Source organism: Vibrio sp. SSH13-20, from assembly GCF_040104475.1.
Lineage (GTDB): Bacteria > Pseudomonadota > Gammaproteobacteria > Enterobacterales > Vibrionaceae > Vibrio > Vibrio harveyi.
The window spans coordinates 653,522-668,247 of the sequence record NZ_JBECOU010000004.1 but is presented as its reverse complement, the minus strand read 5'-3'; the positions used below and the strand labels follow the sequence as shown (position 1 = coordinate 668,247).

The 14,726-nt window shown below is 46.8% G+C and carries 13 protein-coding genes, 1 rRNA gene and 1 riboswitch; of the genes, 9 read left to right on the top strand and 5 right to left on the bottom strand.

The genetic code is table 11. The features are described from left to right. Together ABMY42_RS15110 and ABMY42_RS15105 are read right to left on the bottom strand one after the other, a co-directional pair. Positions 1 to 330 (bottom strand): 16S ribosomal RNA (locus ABMY42_RS15110); the annotation flags it as partial. A 539-nt stretch (positions 331 to 869) separates the two neighbouring features. After that, the gene (locus ABMY42_RS15105; RefSeq protein WP_005449505.1) at positions 870 to 1,394 is read right to left on the bottom strand and encodes a DUF3087 domain-containing protein; all 525 of its coding nucleotides are present in this window, start codon (positions 1,392 to 1,394) and stop codon (positions 870 to 872) included. A 158-nt stretch (positions 1,395 to 1,552) separates the two neighbouring features. On the opposite strand from ABMY42_RS15105, the gene trmY reads away from it, so the two are divergent. Further along, positions 1,553 to 2,152 (top strand): tRNA (pseudouridine(54)-N(1))-methyltransferase TrmY, encoded by a 600-nt coding sequence (gene trmY, locus ABMY42_RS15100; RefSeq protein WP_005374282.1) that lies wholly within the window; start codon positions 1,553 to 1,555, stop codon positions 2,150 to 2,152. Positions 2,153 to 2,218: 66 nt separating this feature from the next. Here the strand turns inward: trmY and ABMY42_RS15095 are convergent, their stop codons facing one another. Beyond that, positions 2,219 to 3,562, bottom strand: a complete 1,344-nt coding sequence (locus ABMY42_RS15095; protein WP_045485733.1) for a TldD/PmbA family protein — start codon at positions 3,560 to 3,562, stop codon at positions 2,219 to 2,221. After that, entirely contained in the window at positions 3,562 to 4,947 is a 1,386-nt protein-coding gene (locus ABMY42_RS15090; protein WP_349266501.1) for a TldD/PmbA family protein, read from the bottom strand. Before ABMY42_RS15090 ends, ABMY42_RS15095 begins: the two co-directional genes overlap by 1 nt. A gap of 481 nt (positions 4,948 to 5,428) precedes the next feature. Next, positions 5,429 to 5,539, top strand: a riboswitch (TPP riboswitch). A 109-nt stretch (positions 5,540 to 5,648) separates the two neighbouring features. Between ABMY42_RS15090 and thiD the strand changes: the two genes are divergently transcribed. The 8 genes from thiD to ABMY42_RS15050 all read left to right on the top strand — a co-directional run bounded on the left by thiD (position 5,649) and on the right by ABMY42_RS15050 (position 12,177). After that, a complete protein-coding gene (gene thiD / locus ABMY42_RS15085; RefSeq protein ID WP_029788742.1) occupies positions 5,649 to 6,521 on the top strand; it encodes a bifunctional hydroxymethylpyrimidine kinase/phosphomethylpyrimidine kinase in 873 nt (290 codons plus the stop codon). Further along, complete coding sequence (locus tag ABMY42_RS15080; protein WP_017189900.1) at positions 6,511 to 7,266, top strand: ABC transporter ATP-binding protein; 756 nt, start codon at positions 6,511 to 6,513, stop codon at positions 7,264 to 7,266. Before thiD ends, ABMY42_RS15080 begins: the two co-directional genes overlap by 11 nt. Continuing rightward, the gene (locus tag ABMY42_RS15075) at positions 7,259 to 8,059 is read left to right on the top strand and encodes an ABC transporter permease (protein ID WP_005428301.1); all 801 of its coding nucleotides are present in this window, start codon (positions 7,259 to 7,261) and stop codon (positions 8,057 to 8,059) included. Before ABMY42_RS15080 ends, ABMY42_RS15075 begins: the two co-directional genes overlap by 8 nt. 47 nt (positions 8,060 to 8,106) lie before the next feature. Beyond that, positions 8,107 to 9,057, top strand: a complete 951-nt coding sequence (locus tag ABMY42_RS15070) for an ABC transporter substrate-binding protein (RefSeq protein ID WP_349266500.1) — start codon at positions 8,107 to 8,109, stop codon at positions 9,055 to 9,057. A 54-nt stretch (positions 9,058 to 9,111) separates the two neighbouring features. Beyond that, positions 9,112 to 9,780, top strand: coding sequence for a thiaminase II (tenA, locus tag ABMY42_RS15065; RefSeq protein WP_009697281.1), 669 nt, complete (start codon positions 9,112 to 9,114; stop codon positions 9,778 to 9,780). A gap of 12 nt (positions 9,781 to 9,792) precedes the next feature. Then, positions 9,793 to 10,584: a hydroxyethylthiazole kinase gene (thiM, locus tag ABMY42_RS15060; RefSeq protein WP_349266499.1), complete on the top strand. Its 792-nt coding sequence runs from the start codon at positions 9,793 to 9,795 to the stop codon at positions 10,582 to 10,584. A gap of 64 nt (positions 10,585 to 10,648) precedes the next feature. Then, on the top strand, positions 10,649 to 11,263 hold the full coding sequence (gene thiE / locus ABMY42_RS15055; RefSeq protein WP_050923891.1) for a thiamine phosphate synthase: 615 nt from the start codon (positions 10,649 to 10,651) through the stop codon (positions 11,261 to 11,263). Between the two features lie 188 nt (positions 11,264 to 11,451). After that, the gene (locus ABMY42_RS15050; RefSeq protein WP_069217909.1) at positions 11,452 to 12,177 is read left to right on the top strand and encodes a phosphatase PAP2 family protein; all 726 of its coding nucleotides are present in this window, start codon (positions 11,452 to 11,454) and stop codon (positions 12,175 to 12,177) included. Between the two features lie 78 nt (positions 12,178 to 12,255). On the opposite strand, the gene ABMY42_RS15045 is transcribed toward ABMY42_RS15050, so the two are convergent. Then, entirely contained in the window at positions 12,256 to 14,703 is a 2,448-nt protein-coding gene (locus tag ABMY42_RS15045) for a molybdopterin guanine dinucleotide-containing S/N-oxide reductase (protein WP_069687974.1), read from the bottom strand. Between the last annotated feature and the right edge of the window lie 23 nt (positions 14,704 to 14,726).

The window sequence follows — 14,726 nt, the reverse complement described above, 5'->3', positions numbered from 1 at the left end:
TCCAGTGTGGCTGATCATCCTCTCAGACCAGCTAGGGATCGTCGCCTTGGTGAGCCATTACCTCACCAACTAGCTAATCCCACCTAGGCATATCCTGACGCGAGAGGCCCGAAGGTCCCCCTCTTTGACCCGAAGGTATTATGCGGTATTAGCCATCGTTTCCAATGGTTATCCCCCACATCAGGGCAATTTCCTAGGCATTACTCACCCGTCCGCCGCTCGACGCCGTTATCGTTCCCCGAAGGTTCAGATAACTCGTTTCCGCTCGACTTGCATGTGTTAGGCCTGCCGCCAGCGTTCAATCTGAGCCATGATCAAACTCTTCAATTTAAAGTTTTTGATTCCCTAAATAAATAGGGAGAGGCTCAATGAATACTGACTTCAAAACTACTAATGTAACTTTAAAGCTATTATCGTTCCAACAGAACGATAATGAATTGACTGTGCCAAGTCCGAAGACTTGATTGGTCACTTCGTTTCATTGAAACCTAATTTGAAACTGCTCTTTATTAAGAGAAATTTCTAATTGGATTATCATCAACGAGTGCCCACACAGATTGATAGGTCTATATTGTTAAAGAGCTTGCTTCGTAAGCTTTGCTATCGAAGCGGAGGCGTATTCTAAGGAATTAATTCTTAGTGTCAAACACTTTTTTAAATTAATTTTTAGAAGCTTTTTCTTTCGCCTCATTGCCAACCGCTTTTGCGTTTCCGCTTTGCCCTGACAACGGAGGCGCATTATAGGGAGATGATTTTTCTTGGCAACCCTTTTTTAGAAAAAAACTTAAAAAAAAGCGTTGAGTGATGAAATCTCACTCAAACGCTTATTTTTAGCACTTAGTTGTTAACTTCAAGTAGCAAATAGGCAATCAATATGTGTCTATCCAAGACTCTTCAAAGCTAGCGATATCCAGATCCAGTGATTGCGCCGCTTCTATTTGTTCAATTGCCTCTAATTCTTTATTTACACTGCTCATCGTTAATGTGTTGTTGTCTAACTCAAACACCTGACTTTGAGTCGTATAGTAGAACTTAAGTATCGTCAGCGCTTTTACATCGTGCTCAACAGAAGCGGCTTTAATGCTTTTCAGTTTGCGAAAGATCTTGTTGTGCAGTTGCTTGAGTTTCCAGACATACAACACTTCTTCCATATAAGGGCGTGTTTTGAATTGGTTCAACAAAGACAGTGAAGTGGCTAAGGCGAGCACAACACCAATTAAGTTCCAATGAAAGTTCCCCGTCGATTGTTCAGGTACTACATCTGTATTACCGAACAAGATAATTAATAAAGTACTAAAAGCAAGAGAAGAGATCGCAAGCAAGGCAACAAAGCCACCAATCACTAGGTTGACCTTCTTTCTATAGACTTGTTTGTTTATTTTTTTGATTTCCATATACCGCTCCTAACAGGTTGCCTCTATTCTAACCAGCACACTCCTTACGACAATCGAAGCTTTGTAAGTAAGTTCACATTTGCTATTAAACTCGCATCCCTTCCCTGCTTGGGTATATACTTCCGCGCATTCACTCTTCCTATATAGAGGCTAAATTCATGCGCTCTTTTGTTTTACGAGCTCGCGCGGCGCCAACCACCAGCAAAGCACTGTTAGAAGGTGTTGGTAATGAAGCGCATACAGAGATTCTTGCTCATACCATGATGAACACTATGTTCGTTGCTCAATCGCACCGCGAAGATGTGGTTGTGCACTTGGTTTTAGAAAGCACAAAAGATTTCTCACGTACCATTACCATTCGCTCCAACGACATAACCAACATTGGCGGCTTCCATGAGTCAACTTTGATTGCAGCGGTGGCTCGCGCTTTAGACGCTTCGGTTGGTATGGGTAAAGAGCAGCTTCGTGAAGTCGAACCTGGTATCACCGTTCGTACAGTCAGCTTTGAACGCCTAGTGCAAGAACTGGCAGAAGATCACCAACTATATATGTTGGATAAAAAAGGCGAATTTGTTCGTGATGCAGAAATCGGTGGAAACCCATGTTTCTTGCTAACTGACCATATTCCGATGCCGAAGAAGTCTTTTAACAGCTTAAAGCGCCTTGGCACAGAGAAGATCAGCTTAGGTCCTAAGATGCTGTTCGCTTCTCAGTGTGTGGTATTGATCCACAATGAGTTAGACATTCGCGAATTTTAATTCTCACGAGTTAAAAGAAAGAGGACTCCATTGAGTCCTCTTTTTGTTTCTATAGGAATGCCGGAGTTATTTACCGCCAATGCTCAAACGAGCAAAACGAACGTCTGGCGAGAAGAAAGTACGGCTATCGTTAATTAGCTGAGTATCACCCACAGCCTCAACTTCTTGCAGCATCTTGTAGAAGTTACCCGCTACAGTGATACCACGCACTGGTTGAATGCGCTCACCATCACGGCACAAGAAGCCACTCGCACCAAACGAGAAATCACCACTCACCGCATCCGCGCCAGAGTGAACACCCTGCAGTTCGACTAACTCTAGGTACTCACCCGCTTTTACTTCTGACGCACTACTGTTGCCTGTCGCAATCACTTTGTGATTCGCTGATACTTCTAGGCTCGATTTTGCACCGCGAGCGGCACTTGCTGTCGAGACTGCACCCAAGTAACTTGCGGTCTGGCTGTTGTGTAGCAAGGTTTTCAACTCACCATTAGCAATCATCACATTGTCTTGAGTAGCAAAGCCTTCACTATCAAAACTTGCGATTGCCATACCATTTGGCATGTAAGCCGTATCAGTAAAGCTAATTAAATCACTCGCAACACGTTGACCAAGCTTGTCACCCAGTGGCGTAATGCCTTTCATCGCGCTTACGCCAGAGAAAGCACTGCCGAAAGCACCGAATAAACTTGCTAGCGCATTGATATGGAAGATAGCAGGGTAGTTACCCGTCGCAACCGGTGCACCTTCAAGAAGATCTCGAGCAAGGTTGTAACCGCCTTCTATACAGTAAGCTGGATTCAACTCATCAAAACGGCGACCAAGTGACATTCTCCCCGCCATTGACTGTTTGCCGTCTTTTTCAAACAAGGTATACGCGTAACAAGTGAACGAGCGCTCGAAGTGTTGACACAATGTGCCTTGAGTATTGGCAATGATTAGTTGTGTTTCGCCATCGCTGTAACCATTGTAAGGTGCGCTAGAAGCGTGAGGTAGAGCGACTACGCCTTGCTCAAGTGCGAGAGACAGTTCAATTTTTTCATCAACAGAAGTCGTATCTTCTTGTGAAATCTCAGCAACATCAGTCGCAATTTGGCTGTTCACGCAACTAATCGTCTGATGTTCATCTTGCTTGGAAAAGCGAGCGCTTTGCAGTGCGTTGGTCAGCATCAAATCTAAGCTTGGTTGCTCTAACGACTCAGAATAGCTTGTTGCAACACGCGCATCTTTCACAACACGAACACCCAGAACTTGGCTTGAGCTTACTTTGTACTCATCCAGCTTTCCTTGGTTCGCTTTCAAAGAAAAGCTGCTGTTGCGGTTTACAATGACGTCCGCTTCTGCACCTTGGCGTTTTGCTTCTGATAGGACGTAATCAACCGCATTAAGAAGTTGTTGTTCTTGGCTCATTAGTTACCGCCTCCTACCAGAATGTTATCTACTTTCAGCGTTGGCTGACCGACTGTTGTTGGCACTGAACCACTCACGGAACCACACATGCCCGGCGCAAGCGCCATGTCTTTGCCGACCATGCTGATTTCTTTCAACACTTTTGGACCCGTGCTGATCAGCGTTGCTGTTTTCAGAGGCTTGGTGATTTTGCCATTTTCAATGAGATAAGCTTCACGAACAGCAAAGTTAAACTCACCCGTACCCGGTTGAACCGAGCCACCGCCCATCTTCTTCGCATAGATACCACGTTCGATGCCTGCCAGCATGTCATCAAGTGAATGCTCGCCCTCTTCGATAAAGGTGTTACGCATACGCGAGGTTGGTGCGAACTTGTAGTTTTGACGACGACCAGACCCCGTAGGTTCGTAACCTGTCTTCATGCCCCCCATTTTATCGACCATGAAGCTGGTAAGCTTACCGTCTTTGATCAATTGAGTGCGCTGAGTCTTCATGCCTTCATCATCAACATGAATCGAGCCCCATTCGTTAGTCATGGTGCCATCATCGACTGCATTCACTGCGGTGTGAGCAACCATTTCGCCCATCTTGTCGTGGAAGACTGATGCTTTCTTCGCAACTGAAGTGGTTTCTAACAAGTGACCACATGCTTCATGGAAGATAACGCCACCAAAGCCGTTACCAATCACCACCGGCATTTCACCCGATGGACAAGCATCCGCACCAAGTTTAACCAACGCTTGCTGCGCGATAGTTTGACCTAGCTCTTTGGCATCAAGCTGTTCACTGAATTCCCAACCCGCAAGAGCGCCAGGACCTTCCATACCTGAAGACTGCTCATTACCTTTTTGAGCGACGGTATTACCAGCAACTCGGATGTAGTGGCGAGTATCGTCAACGTGTAGACCTTCTGAGTTGAAGATAGACACTTGCTGTTCGCGCTGAAGCACGCTGCCGATGAACTGGCTGATATGTTCACTCTCTGCGCGTGCGGCTTGGTCAACTTGCAATAAGAAAGCAATTTTAGAATCTAGGTTAGCGTCTTTGCCAAGTGGCATACGACAACCATGTTGAATTGGGTAGCGGTTCAGATTGAGAGAACCTGCTGACACGATTTGCTCACGCTTGTCTTTTGCTGCAAGCAGTGAGGTTACGCATTTAAGCTCGGCTTCATCGGTGCTGTTGGTGTAACCGTAAAGCACTTTATGACCGAAGAAGAGACGAATACCGATACCAAAATCGATACCCGAGTTCACCTTGTCCACCTCACCAGATGCGATCTGGACAGTGTTGGTTTGATGGTGTTCAACGAATAGCTCAGCGAAATCAGCCCCTAAAAAGAGGGCATGATCGATCACCGCTTTCGCTGTTACAGAATTAAGCATGAAATCTCCTTGCTCATTGATCGTCCTAGCCTTCCCCACCTTTGAGTTAGACTCTGTTTATAACAGTCATAACCTAAATTGGATGACTCAAAAGGATATTGGCAACGCGTTAAATATTAACACTTTTTTAACCTTGTTTTATGCTAATCCTTGCTAAATCAAAGAACGAATCGTTACGTATTATGTCGACATCTCACTATTAGATAGTGTCTTGAACTGCCAGTTTCAATGCAGCACGTTATTTACACTAAATTCTGCCACCACATTGCTGTTGGATTCGCAAAATAATTAGGGTTCAAGCTAGGCAACAAGCGAAAGAGTCCCATGAGCATAGTTAGCCTATGTGATTGAGCGAGCGAGCGCAGTTAACAACGCTGGGGCTCTAATTACGAAGAGAATCCAGTTCTCATATTTAAATGATGACTCTCTCTAGCCATAAAAAAACACGTGCACCGTAACTGAGTGAACTGCTATTATCTTGACGAAATAGTCGGGGGGCCCATGCAGTGAATGCATCGGCTGAGATCGAAATTCGAGACCCGTTGAACCTGATTCAGTTAGCACTGACGTAGGGAACTATCATCACTTTGCCACTAGCTTGCCTTGAGTCTCTACCAGTGCAGCTATCCCAATGGATCCGATCACCGATCTTCCCTTGCTTGGCCAAGTCAGTTCCTGTACGTCTTGTAATAGGAGCGACCATGGCGCAGCAGTCAAGCCAAGAAAAACCATCAACACAGCCGCAAGCAGCAACTTCAACAGACACACCGATTGTGTTAACGATTGCAGGTTCTGATAGCGGTGGCGGCGCAGGCATTCAAGCCGACATAAAAGCGATGTCCGCAACCGGCAGTTTTGCTTGCTCGGTAATCACGGCGATTACTTCGCAAAATACCCAAGGCGTTTCTGCGATTTTCCCAATCCCTCTCGACCATGTAGAGAGCCAACTTGATGCGGTATTTACCGACCTCAACATCGTTGCAGTTAAAGTGGGCATGCTGGCCGATTCCAATATCATCAAAGTCGTTGCAGACAAAATTAAACAATACCAGCCAAAACACCTCGTGATTGACCCTGTTATGGTGGCCACCAGCGGCGATCTATTACTGGAACAGTCGGCAATCAGCACTTTAAAAGAAGAATTGATTCCGCTCGCAGACATCATTACCCCTAACCTACCTGAAGGTGCTGCATTGACAGGTAAACCAGTTCCTCAATCAGAATCTGAAATGAACGATATGATTGCTGACTTGCGCGCATTAGGGGCAAAAGCGGTGCTGTTAAAAGGCGGTCATCTGGAAAAAGACGAAAACAGCAACGATCTGCTGATCATGCAAGACAATGCCGAGTTAATTAGCGCTAAACGCTTTCCAACCAAAAACACCCATGGCACAGGCTGCACGCTGTCTTCTGCTATCGCGTCTTACCTTGGTCAAGGCAACAACCTGCACAAAGCGGTGCACCTAGGTAAGCAGTACATCAGCCAAGCTATCGCACACGCTGACGAATTGGATGTCGGTAAAGGTCATGGTCCTGTGAACCATTTTTTTACAGGTCACACGCATGTGCGCTAATGCACTCGGCATTCAGCTTACCGAAGCAAGTCTGCAATACAAAGACAGCCAAACACCAACATTAGCAGGGTTGAGTATGACCATCCCTGCCAATCAATGGACGGTGTTACTTGGTCGCAGTGGTTGCGGAAAAACGACGATCCTTCGTTATCTAGCGGGTTTGTTAGACGACAAAGTCGAATGGCATGGCGAGTTAACGACCACGGATGGCATCACCTTACACAAGCGTATTGCCTACATGGCGCAGCAAGACTTGTTGCTGCCGTGGTTAAATGTGTTAGACAACGTCTGCCTAAGTTCTCGATTTTCTCAAGATCAAGCACCAGAACAAAATAAACAACGTGCACTGACTTTACTCAGCCAAGTGGGACTCGCCGATTACGCGGATGCTAAGCCAGCTCAACTATCTGGCGGCATGAGACAACGTGTTGCCCTTGCTCGTACTCTGATGCAAGACAAACCTTTGGTTTTGATGGATGAGCCTTTCTCTGCGTTGGACGCGGTTACTCGCCATAAATTGCAAACCTTGTCTGCCGAATTATTGAAAGATAAGACGGTCGTTCTTATTACCCACGACCCGCAAGAAGCGGTGCGATTAGCGCACCAACTCTATGTGTTGCAAGGCACACCTGCGCAAGCTCAGCACTTAGTCGTTCCAGACTCCAAGCCGCCACGAGTTCTCGATGGAGAGTGCGCAGCGCTACAACAGGCGATTTTGGATCAATTGGAGAAAGACTATGAGTGATATGACTCAGTACAACTCCGTTTCGGCACGTATTAATAAAAAAGAACGCGTGACCCATCCGGCTCTGCGCTTGGTCATAAGCACTGCGGTGATCTTGGGATTGTGGCAGTTGGTCGTGGTGATATTCGATATGCCAAGCTTCATCTTACCTTCACCAATTGAAGTGCTGGATAGATTGGTCACTCGTTACGATGTCCTACTCAAACATACTTGGGTCACCGCGCAAGAGATCTTACTTGGCTTGGCGCTTGGATTATCGATGGGTTTGCTGTTCGCATTGCAAATGCTGATGTTCGAGCCGCTGAAGCGTTGGTTACTGCCAATTCTGATTGCTAGCCAAGCGATCCCTGTGTTCGCCATCGCGCCAGTGCTCATGCTTTGGCTCGGTTACGGCATTGCTTCAAAAGTTGTTATGGCGGCGATCATCATCTTTTTCCCCGTCACGACATGTTGCTACGACGGCTTACGCAATACACCAACAGGTTACCTCGATCTTGCCAAGACCATGGGCGCGTCTAAATGGCAGCTACTTCGTCATATTCAATTGCCAGCCGCACTACCAACTTTAGCCTCAGGTATTCGTGTTGCCGTCGTTATTGCGCCAATTGGAGCAGTGGTCGGTGAGTGGGTAGGTTCAAGTGAAGGCTTGGGTTATCTGATGCTCCAAGCTAACGCTCGCATGATCATTGATGAGATGTTTGCGGCGCTGTTTATCCTCGCCGTGCTGTCTATCGCACTCTACTTCATCACCGATAAATTATTGAAAAAAGCCATCCCTTGGGAAAGCAAGTAATTGCCGAAAATAACCAAAGGAAATTGGGAAAGAAAAGGAAGAACCCCGTGAATAAAAACAAACTTATGAGCGCTGCTGCTCTACTCGCTTCAGTGGTATCAACCAACGTCCTTGCCGCTGAAAAAGAGATGACACTGATGTTGGATTGGTTCGTCAATCCAAACCATGGTCCTATCGTGATTGCCAAAGAGCGCGGTTACTTCAAAGAACAAGGTTTGAAGGTCAACATTCAAGAGCCTGCAGATCCAAGTACACCACCTAAGTTGGTCGCTGCTGGCAAGGTCGACATGGCGATTTCATACCAACCGAGCCTAACTATCGATGTCGCAGCTGGTTTGCCACTAATCCGCTCTGCGACTTTGATTGCTACGCCACTCAACACTCTGATGGTGTTGGATAACGGTAAGAATGAAAACCTTGGCGACTTAAAAGGTAAGAAGATCGGTATTGCGATCGCAGGCAACGAAGAAGCAACAATCGGCACTATGTTAGCTCAAGAGAATGTGAAGTTTTCTGACGTACAAATCATCAACGTAGGTTGGGCGCTATCTTCGTCTCTTGCGTCTGGCAAGGTGGATGCGATTTGGGGCGGTCTACGTAACTTCGAAACCAACCAACTGGCACTAGAAGGTTATAAAGCTAAAGCCTTCTTCCCTGAAGAACACGGCGTGCCAGCGTATGACGAGTTAGTCTTCGTAGCCAATGCAAAAACCTACGACAAAGAAGCCATCAAGGCATTCAACAAAGCACTGGAGCAAGCGACCACTTACATCGTTAACCATCCAAAAGAATCTTGGAAAGAGTTTGTGGCTTATTCACCAGACACCCTCAACAACGAGCTTAACCAACGCGCTTGGAATGACACGCTAACTCGTTTCGCTCTTCGTCCATCTGCAGTAGATCTGAAACGCTACGATGATTATGCCGAATTCATGTATTCACAAAAAATCATCGAGACACAGCCAAAAGCGAAAGATTACGTACCGAGCTTTGACTAATTCTACTGACCTTAGGCTCAAAGCCTAAGGTCTTTTGATAACGAGATATCCATAATGAAATACCAAGACTTGATCGACGCTTGCCACCAAGATTGGCAAGAATACACTGAGCATGCTTTCGTGCAGCAATTGGCGCAAGGCACTCTGGCTCAGCCTTGTTTTCTGCACTATCTAAAGCAGGATTTTCTGTTCCTAAAGCAGTACGCACGAGCTTACGCATTAGCGATCTACAAAGCGCGTACTTTGGATGACATGCGCCGCGCTCTCCCAAGCGTACATGCATTGCTCGATTCTGAAATCGCCCACCACGTGACTTACTGTGAGCAATGGGGGCTGACGGAATCCGACTTAGAAAACGAGCCAGAAGATTTCGGCACTGTGGCTTACACCCGCTACGTATTGGATGCCGGCATGACGGGCGATCTTGTTGATCTATACGCGGCACTAGCGCCATGCTCTATCGGTTATGCCGTTATCGGTAAGATGCTGATTGGAGATGAAAAGACAGTAATCGAAGGCAATCCATACGCAAGTTGGATTAATCTCTACGGTGGTGAGGAGTTCCAATCTGGTGTCGCAAAAGGTGCAGAACACTTTAACCAGTTATTGGCAGAAATTGATATCAATAGCCAGCGTGGTCAAAACCTGATTCAGGTATTCAAAACTGCAACGCGTATGGAAGTAGCATTCTGGCAACAAGGTCTGAATGCTCAGCAAGATTAATCGGAGAGTCTCATGTTAATTGAACAAATCACCCAAGCATTAACCGCAGTACGCCAGCAAAAGCCATTAGTCGTTAACATCACTAACTACGTGGTGATGAACAACACGGCAAACGCGCTATTGGCTATCGGCGCTTCTCCAATCATGGCGCACTCCAAGCAGGAAATGGCAGAGATGATGTCGTTCGCTGGCGCATTGGTTATCAACATTGGAACCCTAGACAGCGTCTGGACACCGCGTATGAGCTATGCCGTAGAACAAGCCAATGCCAATGGTAAAATCGTTGTACTCGACCCTGTCGGTTGCGGAGCAAGCTCACTACGTACAGAGACATCACGTGAGATCGCACGCCTTGCAGACAAACTCATCATTCGTGGTAACGCCTCAGAAATCATTGCTCTTGCTGGCGAGCAAGCACAAAGCAAAGGCGTCGATGCGTTAGACAGCAGCGACGCGGCACTTGGTGCAGCCAACTTCTTAGTCACAGAGTTTGATGCAAGCGTGGTGATTTCTGGCGAGACCGATTACATCGTCACGAAAGGGCAAACCGTGCAACTGAACAATGGTCACGAGATGATGCCATACGTAACAGGAATGGGCTGTACGCTCACGGCACTAACGGGCGCTTTTGCTGCCGCTGGTGATGACACTGGTCTCGCAGCAGCAGCGGTACTGGGTGTTGTTGGCGAGATTGCAGCGGAACAAGCTCGTGGTCCAGGTAGCCTGCAAATGAACCTGTTGGATGAGCTTTACCAGTTGGATGAAGAAACATTGGCGAAGCGCCTCAAACTGCACGTGCAATAAGCTTTTATCTCTTTTAACACTAGCCTCTCAACCCTCTTTCAATGAGAGGCTTAAAGGAAACCCAATGAACGCCTATCGTTTATATTTGGTCACCGATGACCAACAAGATTTAGCCACACTAAAGCGTGTTGTGAGAAAAGCGGTGGAAGGTGGCGTGACTATGGTACAAGTCCGCGAAAAACACGGTGATGTGCGTGCGTTTATCGAACGAGCTCAAGCCGTCAAAGACATCCTTAAAGATACCGATGTGCCTTTGATCATCAATGACCGCGTAGATGTCGCACTGGCTGTCGATGCTGATGGGGTCCACCTCGGGCAATCAGACATGCCAGCAATCATTGCTCGTGAGTTGATTGGACCAAACAAAATTCTCGGTTTATCTATCGAAAATGAAGAGCAGCTTGCAGAAGCCGACTCTCTGCCGATTGATTACATCGGTTTGAGTGCGATCTTCGCGACGCCAACCAAAACCAACACCAAAAAACATTGGGGTATTGATGGTTTGAAAATGGCGTTAGTGACCACTTCGTTACCGATTGTTGCTATTGGTGGTATTAATGAAAGTAACATTCCGCAGCTTAGCGCCACTGGTGTTCATGGCTTGGCTTTGGTTTCAGCAATTTGCCACGCTGAAGATCCAAAAGCCGCATCGGAGTACCTATTGGGTTTGATGAGCTAACCTTGCTCACTCCAGAGCAAAGCGCTTATGGATGAGCGCGTTCACCTCTCAAAACTTTCAAAAGTCCCTACTTTCACAGCGAAGACCTGCAATGTCACTTTCACACTCGAATTGACAGAGCGTTGATAAGTTTTTCACATCAATTGTCGTAAGATAGCCGCCTATTTTCGACTGCTGTATGACTTTTCATGAAAACAAAAAAATATGGTTTGATGATGCTCGCCTTGTTCATTCTTGGCATCATCCCGCTTTCGCTGTTTGCCTCGTTCCACGATCTTACTTCTCACGTTTCTGATGGTACTGGCATCCTATTCACCTTGCTGACAGACTCTGCAGGCAGCAAAGGCTTTTTAATTACCTTGACGTTGTTGGTGCTGTCCCTTTACCGCTTTAAACCATCTCGCACCGACTGGATGCAAAAACTGTCGATGCTGGGGTTGCTACTGGTGATTGGTTTTGCCAGCAAAACAGGCTTGAAGCTAATGACAGAAAGCCCACGTCCCTACACCGAGTTGCTTGCTGCAGAGCAATTAATTGAACATCCAGAAGCGTTTTATCAACTAGAAACCGCTCAGCAAGCGAATGTGATTGGGCAGATTTCTGAGAAAGTCAGCGAATGGCGCACTCGCCACTGGCAAGGTGAAAAAGATTACTCTTTCCCATCTGGTCATACGATTTTCGTTTCAATCTGTTTAGCCTTCTTCGGTGGGTTATTTTTGCAAAATAAGTGCTATTTTTCTGCTGCAACTTTGTGGGTGTGGGCTTTGGGCGTAGCGTACAGCCGTTTGTGGCTAGGCATGCACAGAATTGAGGATTTGATTGGTTCAGTGGTGTTTGTCGCTGTGGTATTTACCTTACTGCCTACGTTTCAAATTACAAAAAAAGCGCCTTTCGTTGCCTTAGCAACCAAGTAAAAGTCTTAAAAAATAGATAAAAAGAAGCCAGCAACTTGCTGGCTTCGTTCATTTTAAACATTGGATTCTAAACTGAGACTAAGCATTCTTAGGTGGTGTAAATGCCGTTAGCTCAAGGATTGGTCCTTCGTATTTCTCGATACGAACCAACGCAGAGTTTGCCGCACAACCGTTCGCAAGACGAGAAGTCGGAATATCTAGCGTTAGAACATTACAACCACCGTTTTTACAGATGCCTGTTTTCGGATCTAGATCTGGCCAACCACCTTCGTGAATACAAACAGAACCTTGCTTGATGCCATCAGTAACCAATGCCCCCACCAGAACTTGACCGCGACCATTAAAGGCACGAACAAGATCACCGGTCTTAATACCTCGCGCTTTTGCATCTTCTGGGTGGATAGAAATCGGCTCACGATCAGCAATCGCGTACTCTTCACGAATCTTCGCATAGTTGAACTGGCTGTGCAGACGATGCGCGGCGTGCGCCGTCATTAGCTGAAGCTCACCATCAGTGGCATTGCCCGTGTATTCTGTTGGCTCCATCCAAGTTGGGTGTGGAGGACAGTCTTCTAATTGGTAGCCTTCAATTGTCTTAGAGAAGATCTCGAACTTACCACTTGGCGTACCTAGTGGGCTCATGATTGGGTTTTCACGGAATTCAGCGTAACGTACAAACTGCGCGTTTTTCTCGTTCCACTTCATTTCGATCAACTGATTATCTTCCCAGAATTTACTGAAGTTTGGCATTGCGATGCGTTGACCACGACCGCCTTGCTGTGCTGCTTTATAGAAGCCATACAGCCATTCCATTTCCGTTTTGCCTTCGGTGTAGACATCACGTCCACCCGGAGCAAGCAATTCTGCCATGTCCGCAAATACATCAAAGTCGTTACGAGCTTCACCTTGAGGCTCTACCACTTGCTTCATTGGTACTAGGTGTTGGTTACTGTAGTCACCTGTCATGGTCATATCGTTACGCTCAAACGATGTGGTGATAGGTAGAACAATATCCGCGTGCTTCGCTGCCGCTGTCCAGTATGGTTCAGAGATAACGATAAGCTCTGGTTTTTGCCACGCTTTGATCAAACGGTTGGTATCTTGGTGGTGAGTAAAGTTCGCACCGCCTGCCCACCAAATCATCTTGATCTCAGGGAACGTTAAGTCATGACCATTATGATGGTAGCTCATTCCTGGGTTTTCTAACGCTTCAACAATACGTGCTACTGGGAACGCATTAACAGAGCCAGAAACCGCCCAATCGTTACCCGCAGAAGATCCGCCACCTAGTGATGCTGAAATCGCAGGAAGCACACCCGCATCACGTGCAGGGTTACCACCGTTTGAGTAATGGTAAGAGAAGCCAAAACCACCACCCGGTAAACCAATTTGACCCAGCATAGTGGCTAGCGTCACTAGCATCCAGTGGCGTTGCTCTCCGTATTGTTGGCGCTGCATACCCCAGCCCGCCATCAGCATTGTGCGGTTTTTGCTGAAGATGTCTGCAAGCAGCTCAAGTTGCTTAACTGGCACGCCACAAATCTTAGATGCCCACTCTGCAGATTTCTCAACGCCGTCTTCTTTACCCATTAGGTAAGCTTCGAATACGTCGTAGCCTGTGGTGTATTTCGCTAAAAATTCTTTGTCGTGCTTGCCTTGTTTCACAAGCGTATGCGCGATACCCATCATCATTGCCACATCCGTCATAGGATGCGGAGCGATCCATTCTGCGTTTTCGCCGAAGAACTCGATGGTTTCTGAACGCATTGGGTCGATAGCGATAACCGTCTTACCTGACTTCTTAAGCTGATGGAAGAACTCAAGACCCGCACAGTCTGTTGAGCTCCAAGCGATTTTTAGGGTATTGATTGGGTTAAGCCCCCAAAGCACCACAACGTCACTGTGCTCAAGAACCACAGGGTAAGTGGTTTGCTGTTCGTATACTTCAATAGAACCTACCACGTGCGGCATGATCACCTGCGCTGCACCTGTAGAGTAGTCACCAAGGTGACCTGAATAACCGCCTGCCATGCTCATATAGCGCTGTAGAAGCGTTTGCGCTTTGTGCAATACGCCACTTGAACGCCAACCATAAGAACCAGCAAACACCGATTCAGCACCATGCTCTTTGCGAATGCGCATGTGTTGTTCGTGAATCAGTTTGTAAACTTCATCCCAAGACACGCGAACGAATTCATCACTACCGCGCACACCCTCTGGCGCAGATGGGTTTGCCAAATAGCCTTTACGTACCATTGGGTACTTAACACGAGCTTTAGTATGAACTTGGTCAGGTCCCGTAGTTTGAAGACTGTTCGGTACCGTTTGTGGCAATGCGTTCGTGGTAGAAATCAGCTTACCGTCTTTCACTTCACATAGCATTGGACCCATGCGACCCGCTGTGAGTACACCTGAACCACGCTTATCGGACGCTAGCGCGCTCATTGGCGTCAATGAAGTGAAAGCTAGAGCACCAGCAGTTAGACCAGTGCCTTTTAGAAATCCACGACGAGTTAAATTAGTCATACTCTTATCCTTCTATTTATCTA

What these genes read in the sequence shown, in the direction of transcription:
- ABMY42_RS15105 (WP_005449505.1), bottom strand. Translation starts at nt 1,394, where the DNA reads ATGGAAATCAAAAAAATAAACAAACAAGTCTATAGAAAGAAGGTCAAC.
- trmY (WP_005374282.1), top strand. Translation starts at nt 1,553, where the DNA reads ATGCGCTCTTTTGTTTTACGAGCTCGCGCGGCGCCAACCACCAGCAAA.
- ABMY42_RS15095 (WP_045485733.1), bottom strand. Translation starts at nt 3,562, where the DNA reads ATGAGCCAAGAACAACAACTTCTTAATGCGGTTGATTACGTCCTATCA.
- ABMY42_RS15090 (WP_349266501.1), bottom strand. Translation starts at nt 4,947, where the DNA reads ATGCTTAATTCTGTAACAGCGAAAGCGGTGATCGATCATGCCCTCTTT.
- thiD (WP_029788742.1), top strand. Translation starts at nt 5,649, where the DNA reads ATGGCGCAGCAGTCAAGCCAAGAAAAACCATCAACACAGCCGCAAGCA.
- ABMY42_RS15080 (WP_017189900.1), top strand. Translation starts at nt 6,511, where the DNA reads ATGTGCGCTAATGCACTCGGCATTCAGCTTACCGAAGCAAGTCTGCAA.
- ABMY42_RS15075 (WP_005428301.1), top strand. Translation starts at nt 7,259, where the DNA reads ATGAGTGATATGACTCAGTACAACTCCGTTTCGGCACGTATTAATAAA.
- tenA (WP_009697281.1), top strand. Translation starts at nt 9,112, where the DNA reads ATGAAATACCAAGACTTGATCGACGCTTGCCACCAAGATTGGCAAGAA.
- thiM (WP_349266499.1), top strand. Translation starts at nt 9,793, where the DNA reads ATGTTAATTGAACAAATCACCCAAGCATTAACCGCAGTACGCCAGCAA.
- thiE (WP_050923891.1), top strand. Translation starts at nt 10,649, where the DNA reads ATGAACGCCTATCGTTTATATTTGGTCACCGATGACCAACAAGATTTA.
- ABMY42_RS15050 (WP_069217909.1), top strand. Translation starts at nt 11,452, where the DNA reads ATGAAAACAAAAAAATATGGTTTGATGATGCTCGCCTTGTTCATTCTT.
- ABMY42_RS15045 (WP_069687974.1), bottom strand. Translation starts at nt 14,703, where the DNA reads ATGACTAATTTAACTCGTCGTGGATTTCTAAAAGGCACTGGTCTAACT.